This window comes from Streptomyces sp. NPDC024687 (assembly GCF_055559055.1).
Window position 1 is genome coordinate 39706 of the sequence record NZ_JBVHLJ010000012.1, and the last position, 11411, is coordinate 51116.

The following is an 11411-nucleotide window of genomic DNA, read 5'->3' on the forward strand; positions in this document are numbered from 1 at the left end:
TGTCAGCCACGGCCGTACGTCTCCTCAGCCTTCCAGAAGTAGATGAAGCCGCCGACGCCGGCGACCAGCGCCCAGCCCACCGCGAGCGCCCACACGTGGTGCGGCAGCTGGCTCGCGTGGAAACTGTCGATCAGGGCGTAGCGCATCAGGTCGATGTAGACGGCGGCCGGGTTGGCCTGGAGGACGGGGACCACCCAGGACGGCCAGTCGTGGTGGCCCTTCGCCAGCTTGTCGATGCTCCACATGACGCCGGAGACGTACATCCAGGTGCGCAGGACGAACGGCATCAGCTGCGCGATGTCCGGCGTCTTGGCGCCCATCCGCGCCATGATCATCGAGACGCCCGCGTTGAACGTGGACTGCAGGACCAGCGCCGGGATCGCCAGCAGCCAGGACGCGGCGAGCGGGACACCGAAGCAGAGCAGGATCACGACCAGGGCGGCCATCGAGAAGAGCAGCTGCTGCAGCTGCTGCAGGGCGAACGAGATCGGCAGCGCGGCCCGCGGGAAGTGCAGGGCGCGCACGAGGCCGAGGTTGCCGGAGATCGCGCGGGTGCCCGCCATGATCGAGCTCTGGGTGAACGTCCAGATGAACACGCCCGTGACCAGGAACGGGACATAGTCCGGCACGTTCCTCTTGGTGCCCAGCAGCACGCCGAAGATGAAGTAGTAGACCGCCGCGTTCAACAGCGGGGTCATCACCTGCCAGACCTGGCCGAGCTTGGCCTGGCTGTACTGCGCGGTGAGCTTGGCGGTCGAGAACGCGGTGATGAAGTGACGCCGTGCCCACAGCTGACGGACGTAGTCGGGCAGGGACGGACGGGCGCCGCTGACCGTGAGGCCGTACCGGGCGGCCAGGGCCGAGAGGTCGTCGCCGGCCGGGGGCGCTGTCGGGGGCGGTGTGTCGAGGACCTGGCTCACATCCGCTGCTTTCGCTCGGGGGGTGGGGGTGGTGCGCGTGCGGTCGGCACGCCCGTCATTCGGCGTTTCCTTACGTGACTCTTCACGTTTTCTTACGTCGGGACGGGACCGTATCGTCGCAACGTGAGCGTAGGACGAGTGAGCGTCGGAACGCAACCGTTTCGTCGTGACGGATCGCGTCGGAACGGGACCGTTTCGTCGCTACGCCCTATGCTGTTCCGCATGACGACCAACGCCGACGCGCCGCAGACCCGTACGCGCCGCCGTGCCCCGGCAGGGGCCGCCGTCCTCCGTGAGGATGTGACGGAAGCCATTCGGGCAGCCGTCTTCGAGGAGCTCGCGGCCGCCGGATACGCGCGGATGTCGATCGAGGGCATCGCGCGCCGCGCGGGCGTCGGCAAGACCGCGGTCTACCGCCGCTGGCGTTCCAAGCAGCACCTGGTCCTCGACGTCGTGTCGGAGATCGCGGTGATGGGCCTGCCGGTGCCGGACACGGGCTCGCTGGAGGACGACCTGCGGATGCTGTACGAGGTGACGTCCAGGGCGCTGCGGCACCCGGTGGCCTCGCAGATCATCCCGGACCTCCAGGCCGAGGCGGCTCGCAACCCGGAGATCGCCGAGGCCCTGCAGAACGCGTTGCAGAAGGGGCAGGAGGGCGTCGCCAGCAAGATCGTCACGGCGGCGGAGCAGCGCGGGGAGCTCCGCAGGGGCTTCAACGACGAGCTGGCGCTCGATCTGATCTCGGGCCCGCTGTACTGGCGTTCCGTGGTGATCCGCAGCCCCAAGCTGCCGAAGGGGTACCTCGCGGCGCTGGCCAGGGTGACGACGGAGGCGCTGAAAGCGCTCTGACGCGGTGGCCGCGGGGCCGCCGGTTCTTCGCGGGCTGTGTCGTGGCGGCACCCGGCTCGCCCGCCCGCCCGCCGCAAGGAGATTCTGGAGGCGCATCCGTATCAGAGGCCGCTCCTGTCACCTGGTGAGGCGATGAGTGAGGTCCGCCAAGTCGGCCGTCCTCAGCACCCGGTCGGCGAAGCCCGGCAGCGGCACGTGCAGGGCGGCCGTCCAGCGCTCCGGGACGGCCGTGACGCCGTACACCGCTCCGGCCAGGCCGCCCGTCACCGCTGCCACCGTGTCCGTGTCGCCGCCCAGGTCGATCGCGGCGCGTACGGCAGTCTCGTACGAGGTCGTCGTGCGCAGCGCCCAGACCGCCGAGCCCAGGCAGGGCCATACGGCGCCGTTGAACTCGGTGGCCTGGTCCGGGTGCCAGTCGGGGGCCAGGACGGTGGCGTAGCGCCGGCGGTGGTCCGGGTGGACCGTGTCGAGGGTGGCTGCCACGGCGTCCAGCGGATCGTCACCGGCGAGGGCCACTCGAATCAGTTCGTGGAAGACGGCCGTGCCCTCCCAGGCCGCACGGTCGCCGTGGGTGAGGGCGGCCAGGCGGCGGGCGGCGGCCATGGTGGCCTCGCGGCCGTGGCGGGCGAAGTGCACGGCGGAGGGGGCCGCCCGCATCAGGGCGCCGTTTCCCGCCGCCCGTTGGTTCACCTGGAAGTGGAGAGCGGCCGCGATGTCCCAGGGGTCGCCGCTGCTGAGCACGGCCTCGGTCTGGAGGCCGATGTCCTTCGGCTGCGCCGCCGCCCACCGCTGGAACCGCCGGAAGACGTCCGGGAGTTCGAGCCCGCCGCACTCCACCAGCGACTCGGCGACCAGGACCGCCATCTGCGTGTCGTCGGTCGCCTCACCCGGGTCCCAGCCGCCGCCCCCGCACATCTCGCCGCCGTGCCCCGGCTCCGGAAAGCGGTCCGAGAAAGCGCCCTCCGGCCCGAACTCGAAGGGAGCGCCCAGCGCATCCCCCACGGCGGAACCGATGACAGCGCCCAGGGCGCGCTCCACGCTGACGACCATCAGCGCAGGCTAGCCATGAGCGGTTACGGCCAGCCAGGCGGGCCGACCCGCGGCGGTTACGGCCACCCGCGCGGGCCGCCCCCGAGCCGTTGGTGGCCCGTCAGGGCAGGCCAGGCTCGGGGTGTCCGCCCTCGGCAAGCGCCGGTAAGCCTTAGCGTCGTGGGCAACCCGCGCGGGTCAATCGCGGAGCCGCCCGCGGCCCGTCCAGGCAATCCCTACCCCGGCGCATCCGCCCCCGCCCCCGCGGCCCCGCACCCCCGTCCCCGAAGTCCGCTTCCGGACCTACTCGATGACGAGGTCCACCTCGATGTTGCCGCGGGTGGCGTTGGAGTAGGGGCAGACCTGGTGGGCCTGCTCGACGAGCTTGCGGCCGGTCTCCGCGTCCACGGTGTCGGGGAGTTCGACGCGGAGGGCGACCTTGAGGCCGAAGCCCTCGCCCTGCTTGCCTATGCCGACCTCGGCGGTGACGGCGGCGTCGCTGACGTCCACCTTGGCCTGGCGGCCGACGAGACCGAGGGCGCTGCCGAAGCAGGCGGCGTAGCCGGCGGCGAACAGCTGCTCCGGGTTGGTGCCCTGTCCGTTGCCGCCGAGCTCCACCGGCGGGGCCAGCGCGACGTCGATCTTGCCGTCGTTCGTGTAGGCCCGGCCGTCACGGCCGTGGGTGGCGGTGGCGACAGCGGTGTAGAGCGCGTCCATGAAAGACCATCCCTCTCGAAGTCTGTTCCGGGCGGCTCTTCTGGCGGCCGCCCTCACGACCGTTAGTAGAGCACACCATTTAGTTGTGCACAACTAAATGGCTCACAAGCGCTATCCTGGAGGCATGACCACGCCACCGACCGCCACCGACTGGCTCCGCCTCGACCAACAGATCTGCTTCTCCCTGAACGCGGCTTCCCGCGCCTTCGGCAGCGTCTACCGCGTGATCCTCAAGGATCTGGGGATCACCTACCCGCAATACCTGGTGATGCTCGTGCTGTGGGAGCACGGCGACCTGCCCGTCAAGAAGCTCGGCGAGCACCTGCGGCTCGACTCGGGCACGCTCTCCCCGCTCCTCAAGCGCCTCGAGGCGGCCGGCCTGGTCCGGCGCGAACGCAGTACCCGTGACGAGCGCTCGGTGGAGGTGCGGCTCACCGAGGAGGGCGTCGCCCTGCGCGAGCGCGCGGTGCGGGTGCCCCGCCGGATCGTCGCGGCGACCAGCTTCGACGTGGACGAGATCCGCGACCTGCGAGCCCGCCTCGACCAGCTCACCTCGTCACTGGACGCGGCCGTGCACGCCGAGCTGCCCGACGAGGACTGACAGTCACCGCAGTGGCCCCCGTCGGCCCCGACCGCCTGGTTCACTGATACGCGGACACGGGTCGAGCGAAGAGGGGACGGCCGTACATGACCTGGCTGATCACCGGCGGCGCCGGTTACATCGGGGCGCACGTCGTGAGGGCGATGACCGAGGCGGGCGAGCAGGCGGTCGTGTACGACGACCTGTCCACCGGTGTCGCCGAGCGCGTGCCGGCCGACGTGCCGCTGGTGGTGGGTTCCACGCTGGACGCCGAGCGGGTCGCGCACACCCTGGCGGACCACGAGGTCACCGGTGTGGTCCACCTCGCGGCGAAGAAGCAGGTCGGCGAGTCGGTGGACCTGCCGCTGCACTACTACCGGCAGAACGTCGAGGGCCTGCGCGTGCTCCTGGAGGCCGTGACGACGGCCCAGGTCCCCTCCTTCGTCTTCTCGTCCTCAGCGGCGGTGTACGGCATGCCGGACGTCCCGCTGGTGACCGAGGAGACCCCCTGCGCGCCGATGTCCCCGTACGGCGAGACCAAGCTGGCGGGGGAGTGGCTGGTCCGCGCCACGGGCCGCGCGACCGGCCTGTCCACGGCCTGTCTGCGCTACTTCAACGTGGCGGGCGCGGCGAGCCCCGAGCTGGCCGACACGGGTGTCTTCAACATCGTCCCGATGGTCTTCGAGAGGCTCACCGAGGATGCGTCCCCGCGCATCTTCGGCGACGACTACGACACCCCCGACGGCACCTGCGTCCGCGACTACATCCACGTCGCCGACCTGGCCGAGGCCCACGTGGCCGCGGCCCGCACCCTGCAGTCGGCCCCCGGGCGCGACCTCACCGTCAACATCGGCCGCGGCGAGGGCGTCTCCGTGCGCGAGATGATCGACCACATCAACGCCATCACCGGCTACGACCGCCCGCCGACGGTCACCCCCCGCCGCCCCGGAGACCCCGCGCGGGTCGTCGCCTCCGCCGAACTGGCGGCCACGGAACTCGGCTGGAAGGCCAAGCACGACGTCCAGGACATGATCACGTCGGCGTGGGAGGGATGGGTGCGGCTGCATCCGCAGGCGGCCCGGGGATAGCGGCGGGCGACGGCGGCCCGCCCGGGCCACGCGGCGACCGGCGCCCCGGCCGCCCCGCCGGTCGCCAGGTGGACGGGCGGGTCGGGGTGGGACGGGACGGACTCGACGGCACGGGCCCCTCCTAGCGGGTCTCGGCGACGGGAGTGTCCGTCGCGGGGCCGGACACGGTGGCCAGCGGGGAGCGGTCGAGCGCGGCCGCCGCCGACGGCACCGGATGCCGGTCGGCGAGCGGGATCACCGGCGGCAACCGGTCTCGCCCAGGACGACATGGCGTACGACCCGTTCGGCGGCGCGGCCGTCGTCGTACGGGCAGAAGCGCTCGCGGAACGCCGAGCGCAGCTGGGTGGAACGGGAGCCGCGCCAGTGGCCGGTGGCGAAGATGTCGATCAGTTCGTCCTCGCTGCGCGCGATCGCGCCCGGAGCGAAGGACCGCAGGTCGAAGTAGGTGCCGCGGGTGGCCTCGTACGCCTCCCGGTCGTCGGCGTGGATCACGATCGGGCGGTCCAGGCCCGCGTAGTCGAACATCAGGGACGAGTAGTCGGTGACCAGGGCGTCCGAGGCGAGGCACAGGGACTCCACGCTCGGGTGGTCGGTGACGTCGATGACCCGGCCGGCCGCGGGGGAGACGAGCGGGCCGCCGTGGCGGTGGTGCGCGCGGGCCAGGACGACGAAGCGGGGGCCCAGGCGGCGCAGGAGGCGGTCCAGGTCGAGGGTGGTGTGCTGGGTGCGGCGGTAGTCGCGGTAGGTCGGCGCGTACAGGATCGCGACCGAGCCCGCGGGGATGCCGAGGGACTCGCGCAGCCGCCGTACGTCCTCCGAAGTCGCCCGCTGGAACACGTCGTTGCGCGGATAGCCGTAGGGGAGCGGGGTGTAGCCCCCGGGGTAGACGCGTTCCCAGGTCAGGGTGGTGTGGCGGTTGGGGGGCAGGAGGTAGTCCCACTGGTCGACGTCGCGCAGCATCGCGTCGAAGTCCAAGTCCCCTGACGCCGCCGGGCGTTCCTTGAGGTCCAGGCCCATGTGCTTGAGCGGTGTGCCGTGTTGGGTCTGGACGAGGACCTGGCCGGGGCGCTTGACCAGACGGCGGTCGAAGTCGGTGTTGTTCACGAGGTACTTGGAGCGGGCCAGCGCCGTCCAGTAGGCGGCCGTGCCGGGGCGCAGCCTGCGGGTCGCGGTCGGGATCGTGTGGTGGTGCTCGGGGCGGGCGATCCACGCGGTGCGGATGTGCGGGGCGAAGGTGCGGAACGCCTCCTCGAGGGCGCCCGGGTTGCAGCCGTGGCCGCGGCCCCCGTAGGCGGCGAAGACGGCACGGTCCGCGCGCAGCGGGAGGCGGAGCTGGACGCGGTAGTGGAGCCGCAGGGCCGCCGCGTGCAGGGACGTGGCGAGGCGTACGAGCGGGCGGGCGGTCCCTCGGCCGGACCTGCGGGCCAGTTCCGCGAACCGCTGGCTGCGGTACAGGCCCAGGCGGATCACGGCGTGCCGCAGCCGGGAGCGCGCCGGGACCGGGTGGCCCGGGGTGCGGTGGGCGCGGTAGTGGTCGCGGGCCCGCCGCAGGAACGCGTGGCGGCTGGAGCGCGGGAGGCGCTCCCGGTCGGTGAACACCGCCGAGAGGTGGTCCACCATGCGGCGGAACAACACCGCCCGCCACTGGGCGAGTTCGGGGCGCGAGTCGACGTACGCGAAGACCCTGTCGTACTGCTCGAAGACGTCGAAGTGGTCGGCGGGGTCGCGGGGTTCGCCTCCGCGGCGCCTGCGGTGGTGGACGCAGACCCGGTCCAGGGTGGCGATCGACTCCGCGGCCATCAGGACGGGGTAGGTCCAGGGCAGGTCCGTGTGGTGACCGGGCGGGAAGGCGAAGCCCTCGCGCTCGACGAACTCCCTGCGGTAGGCCTTGTTCCAGGCCACCGGCGGCACCCGCAGCAGCCCCGGGCGGTCCTCCAGACGGAAGGGTGCCGGGCCCCGCTCGGTCAGCCGGCCCGCGGAGGCGTCGGGGACCGTCCCGTCCGACCAGTGGGCGAGCGCGTGGCCGTGGATCAGGACGTCCGGCTCGCCCGTCTCCTTCAGCCGGTCGGCGATCGCCCGCAGCGCGTGCGGGGTGAGGGTGTCGTCGCCGTCGAGGAACAGCAGGTAGTCGCCGCTCGCCACGGCCTTCCCGGCCTCGCGGGCCGGCCCGAGCCCCGAGTTCCGTGCCAGGTGGACCGCCTTGACCCGGGGGTCACGGGCCGCGTACTCGTCGATGAGCTCGCCGCACGCGTCCGGCGAGCGGTCGTCGACCGCGATCAGCTCCAGATCCTCGTACGACTGTGACAGCACCGATTCCAGGCATGCGGGCAGATACGCCTGAACCTTGTACGCGGGGACGATGACACTGAACCTGGGCACGGCACATCCAAGAGTCGGCACGGGAGTTCTGCCCGGGAACGCCCCACGACGGCACGGGGTTACGGTCCGTACAGCATTCGGGCTAACGCGAAGGGGCGGACCGGTTCCGGCCCGCCCCTCCAACTCCGCTGTCGTACGGGTTACTTGACCGCGCCCGCCATCACGCCGGAGACGAACTGCCGCTGGAACGCGAAGAACACGATCAGCGGGATCACCATCGAGATGAACGCTCCCGGTGCCAGGACGTCGACGTTGTCGGCGAAGGCGCGCATCTGGGTCTGGAGGGCGACGGTGATCGGCTGGCTGTCGGCGTCCGTGAACACCAGCGCGATCAGCATGTCGTTCCACACCCACAGGAACTGGAAGATGCCCAGGCTCGCGATCGCGGGCCCGCCGAGCGGCATCACCACCCGTGTGAACAGGCGCAGTTCGCCCGCGCCGTCCAGCCGTGCCGCCTCCAGGAGTTCGCGGGGGATCTCCGCGAAGAAGTTCCGCAGCAGGAACACCGCGAAGGGCAGGCCGAAGCCCGTGTGGAAGAGGATCACCCCGAAGATGTTGCCGAACAGGCCCAGCTTGCCGAAGAGTTCGGCGATCGGGATCAGCGCCACCTGCACCGGCACGACCAGCAGGCCGACCACGCCCATGAACCACCAGTCGCGGCCCGGGAACTCCATCCACGCGAACGCGTAACCCGCGAGCGCGCCGATGACGATCACGAGCAGCGTCGCCGGGACCGTGATCAGCACGGTGTTGACGATGGAGCCGGTGATGTCGCCGTTCTGGAGGAGCTTGTCGTAGCTGTCGAGGGTGAGTTGGGAGGGCTCGGTGAAGACCTTCCACCAGCCGGTCGCCGCCAGGTCGGCCGGGCTGCGCAGCGAGGAGATCAGCAGCCCGATCGTCGGCACCAGCCAGAACAGGCCGACGACGACGAGGAAGACGCTGATCAGGCCGCCGCTGACGCGCTCGACGAGCCGTGAGCCGAGCGACTGCTTCGCCTTCACCCCGTCGGCCGCTGCCGTCTCGGGGAGCCTTTCGGCCTGAGTGGTCATCGCCGTACCTCCCGCCTGAGCCGACGAATGTTGAACCACATCACCGGGATCACCAGCAGCAGCAGGAACACCGAGATGGCGCTCGCGATGCCGGGCTGGTCCTCGGCGAAGCCCTTGCGGTACAGCTCCAGCGCGAGGACGTTCGCGTCGTCCTGCGAGGAGCCCGGGGGGATGATGAAGACCAGGTCGAAGATCTTCAGGACGTTGATCATCAGGGTCACGGTGACGACCGCGAGCACGGGTGCCAGCAGGGGGACCGTGACCCTGCGGAAGACCTGCCACTCGCTCGCGCCGTCGACCCGGGCCGCCTCCAGGAGTTCGCGGGGGATGCCCGCGAGCCCGGCCGCGATCAGCACCATCGCGAAACCGGCCCACATCCAGATGTACGACCCGATGATCGCCGGTGTCACCAGCGACGGGCCGAGCCAGTCGATCCCGTTGTAGGCCTCCTTGAAGTTGCTCGCCGGAAGCCGCAGTTGGGCCCCGTCGGCCTTCTCCGAGAAGGAGAACGTGCCGTCGTCGCCGGCCTTCGCCGTCTCGACGACCTTGCCGTCCTTGACCGCCTCGATCTTCATGCCGGGGTAGCCGAGTTCGGTCGGGTCGACCCCGCCGAGCGTGCCGACGCCCTTGCCGCGCGTGAAGTCCTGCCAGGTGGTCCCGGTGATCCGGCCCGGGTCCGCCTGCGGCGCCACGGCCTTCTTCGCGTCACCGGGCATCTGGTCGGGGGCGACGCCCACCAGGGGCAGGGTGACCGTCCCGCCGGTGTGGACCGCGGTCTTGGTGATGAAACCGCCGCCCTGGGCCACCAGCGGCGAGTTGCGGCCCGGATGGGCCTTCGGGAACGCCGAGGACTGCGCGAACGTGTCGTGCACGCCCACCCACACCGCGTTCGCGAACCCCTTGTCCGGGTCCTGGTCGTAGACGAGCCGGAAGATGATGCCCGCCGCCAGCATCGAGATCGCCATCGGCATGAAGACGACCAGCTTGAACGCCGTTCCCCAGCTGACCCGCTCGGTCAGCACCGCGAAGATCAGACCGAGTGCTGTGGAGATCGTCGGCGCGAACACCACCCAGATGATGTTGTTCTTCAGAGCCGTGCGGATGCCGTCGTCGGTGAACAGGGCCTTGTAGTTGTCGATTCCGGCGAAACCGTCACCGGACTGGTCGTAGAAGCTGCGAGCGATCGAGTACCCGATCGGGTAGACCACGAGCGCGCCCAGCAGCACCAGGGCGGGCAGCAGGAACAGCACTGCCACGGACCTGCGCGTGCCGGTCACGCTCTTGCGCGACTTGGGGGAGGCAGGGGCCGGTGGGACCCCTGCCTCGGTGACGGACGTCATCGCGTCAGTTCCCGTAGGCGGCCGCCGCGTCGGCCTCCAGCTTGGCCTGGGTGCCCGCGACGTTCTTCGGGTTCGTCAGGAAGTCCTGGAGCGCCTTCCACTCACCCTTGCCGGGCGTTCCGCCGAAGGCCTGCGGGGCCTGGTCGGACATGTCGAAGCGGAAGTCGTCACCCGAGTCGATCAGCGCCTTGGCGATCTTCTGCTGCACCGGGTTCGGATACGAGGAGACGTCCACGCTCTTGTTCGGCGAGAGATAACCGCCCAGTTTGGCCTGGATCGTCGCCGCGTCCGGGGAGGCCAGGAAGGTCGCCAGCGCCTGCGCCGCCTTGGAGTCCTTCAGGATCACGGCCGCGTCGCCGCCGGAGACCACGGGGGCGGTGTCACCGACCTTCGGGAACGGGAACACCTTCGCGTCCGTGCCCACCTTCGCCTTGGCCGTCTGGATGTTGACCTGCGCGAAATCGCCCTCGTAGACCATGGCCGCCTTGGGCTGGTCGCCGCCGGTGAAGGTCTGGGTCACCGAAGCCGGGAAGTCGGTCTGCAGCGCGCCCTTGGCGCCGCCGGCGACATAGTCCTTCTTGCCCCAGACCTGGGCCAGCGTGGTCAGCGCGTCCTTCACGGACGGGTCCGTCCACTTGATCTCGTGCTTGGCCAACTGGTCGTACTTCTCCGGGCCCGCCTGGGAGAGGTAGATGTTCTCGAACCAGTCCGTCAGGGTCCAGCCCTCGGCGCCGCCCACGGAGAACGGGGTCACGCCCGAGTCGTAGACCGTCTGCGCGGTGGTGAGGAGCTCGTCCCAGGTCTTCGGCTCGGTGGCGCCCGCGTTCTCGAAGACCTTGGCGTTGTACCAGATCAGCGACTTGTTGGCGGCCTTGTAGTACACGCCGTACTGGGTGCCGCCGACCTTGCCGATGTCCTGCCAGCCCTGCGAGTAGTTCTTGGCGAGCTCCGCCTTGGCCTCCGCTCCCAGGGGCTTGGCCCACTTCTTGTCCACGGCCTGCTTGATGGCACCCGGCTGCGGGAGCATCGCGATGTCCGGCGGCTGGCCGCCCGCGACCTTCGAACCCAGGAAGTTGACGATCGGGTCCTGGGCGGGCACGAAGGTCACCTTGGCGCCGGTGCGCTTCTCGAACTCCGCGAGGACCTTCTTGAAGTTCGTCTGTTCGGCGCCGCTCCAGACGGCGGCGACCTCCAGGCTCTGGCCGTTCAGTTTGGGCAGGGTGACCGTCGTGCCGGTCTCCTTGCCGCCTGTCGCGCCCGTGTCACTGCTCTTGTCGTCATCTCCGCTGCATGCGGTGAGCGAGAGGGCGAGGGCCGCCGCGAGGGCGGCGGCCGCCGACTTGGCAGCCCTGTTCGCTGACCTGTGCTTCCGCTGTGTGCTGCTCGTGCTGCGCATCACGACCCCGTTCTTCGTTCCTCGTCGAACGTTCGAGGGCTGTCCCGTGCGATCTGGTCTACGC

General features: G+C 70.6%; 9 protein-coding genes and 1 pseudogene. 3 read left to right on the forward strand and 7 right to left on the reverse strand.

The window, feature by feature from the left end:
* Positions 1-2: 2 nt before the first annotated feature.
* Positions 3-920 (reverse strand): ABC transporter permease, encoded by a 918-nt coding sequence (locus tag ACZ39I_RS35445; RefSeq protein WP_467249014.1) that lies wholly within the window; start codon positions 918-920, stop codon positions 3-5.
* A 210-nt stretch (positions 921-1130) separates the two neighbouring features.
* Between ACZ39I_RS35445 and ACZ39I_RS35450 the strand changes: the two genes are divergently transcribed.
* On the forward strand, positions 1131-1769 hold the full coding sequence (locus ACZ39I_RS35450; protein ID WP_352391105.1) for a TetR/AcrR family transcriptional regulator: 639 nt from the start codon (positions 1131-1133) through the stop codon (positions 1767-1769).
* Positions 1770-1886: 117 nt separating this feature from the next.
* On the opposite strand, the gene ACZ39I_RS35455 is transcribed toward ACZ39I_RS35450, so the two are convergent.
* Positions 1887-2819, reverse strand: coding sequence for an ADP-ribosylglycohydrolase family protein (locus ACZ39I_RS35455; protein ID WP_467249015.1), 933 nt, complete (start codon positions 2817-2819; stop codon positions 1887-1889).
* A 282-nt stretch (positions 2820-3101) separates the two neighbouring features.
* Positions 3102-3515, reverse strand: coding sequence for an organic hydroperoxide resistance protein (locus ACZ39I_RS35460; protein ID WP_125192855.1), 414 nt, complete (start codon positions 3513-3515; stop codon positions 3102-3104).
* A gap of 124 nt (positions 3516-3639) precedes the next feature.
* Here ACZ39I_RS35460 and ACZ39I_RS35465 point away from each other — a divergent pair, with 124 nt between their 5' ends.
* Both ACZ39I_RS35465 and galE read left to right on the forward strand, forming a co-directional pair.
* Entirely contained in the window at positions 3640-4116 is a 477-nt protein-coding gene (locus tag ACZ39I_RS35465; protein WP_467249016.1) for a MarR family winged helix-turn-helix transcriptional regulator, read from the forward strand.
* 86 nt (positions 4117-4202) lie between these two features.
* Positions 4203-5183 (forward strand): UDP-glucose 4-epimerase GalE, encoded by a 981-nt coding sequence (gene galE / locus ACZ39I_RS35470; protein WP_467249017.1) that lies wholly within the window; start codon positions 4203-4205, stop codon positions 5181-5183.
* A 121-nt stretch (positions 5184-5304) separates the two neighbouring features.
* On the opposite strand, the pseudogene ACZ39I_RS35475 reads toward galE, so the two are convergent.
* From ACZ39I_RS35475 to ACZ39I_RS35490, 4 genes and pseudogenes are all read right to left on the reverse strand, one after another.
* Positions 5305-7562: pseudogene (locus ACZ39I_RS35475) on the reverse strand (bifunctional glycosyltransferase/CDP-glycerol:glycerophosphate glycerophosphotransferase).
* Between the two features lie 140 nt (positions 7563-7702).
* On the reverse strand, positions 7703-8611 hold the full coding sequence (locus tag ACZ39I_RS35480) for a carbohydrate ABC transporter permease (protein ID WP_467249018.1): 909 nt from the start codon (positions 8609-8611) through the stop codon (positions 7703-7705).
* Positions 8608-9951, reverse strand: coding sequence for a carbohydrate ABC transporter permease (locus ACZ39I_RS35485; RefSeq protein ID WP_467249019.1), 1344 nt, complete (start codon positions 9949-9951; stop codon positions 8608-8610). The genes ACZ39I_RS35480 and ACZ39I_RS35485 overlap by 4 nt, the downstream gene beginning before the upstream one ends.
* 4 nt (positions 9952-9955) lie before the next feature.
* Entirely contained in the window at positions 9956-11347 is a 1392-nt protein-coding gene (locus ACZ39I_RS35490; protein WP_467249020.1) for an ABC transporter substrate-binding protein, read from the reverse strand.
* Between the last annotated feature and the right edge of the window lie 64 nt (positions 11348-11411).

Bases quoted from the DNA above. Each gene is read 5' to 3' on its own strand.
- ACZ39I_RS35450 (WP_352391105.1), top strand. From the start codon at position 1,131: ATGCTGTTCCGCATGACGACCAACGCCGACGCGCCGCAGACCCGTACG.
- ACZ39I_RS35455 (WP_467249015.1), bottom strand. From the start codon at position 2,819: ATGGTCGTCAGCGTGGAGCGCGCCCTGGGCGCTGTCATCGGTTCCGCC.
- ACZ39I_RS35460 (WP_125192855.1), bottom strand. From the start codon at position 3,515: ATGGACGCGCTCTACACCGCTGTCGCCACCGCCACCCACGGCCGTGAC.
- ACZ39I_RS35465 (WP_467249016.1), top strand. From the start codon at position 3,640: ATGACCACGCCACCGACCGCCACCGACTGGCTCCGCCTCGACCAACAG.
- galE (WP_467249017.1), top strand. From the start codon at position 4,203: ATGACCTGGCTGATCACCGGCGGCGCCGGTTACATCGGGGCGCACGTC.
- ACZ39I_RS35480 (WP_467249018.1), bottom strand. From the start codon at position 8,611: ATGACCACTCAGGCCGAAAGGCTCCCCGAGACGGCAGCGGCCGACGGG.
- ACZ39I_RS35485 (WP_467249019.1), bottom strand. From the start codon at position 9,951: ATGACGTCCGTCACCGAGGCAGGGGTCCCACCGGCCCCTGCCTCCCCC.
- ACZ39I_RS35490 (WP_467249020.1), bottom strand. From the start codon at position 11,347: ATGCGCAGCACGAGCAGCACACAGCGGAAGCACAGGTCAGCGAACAGG.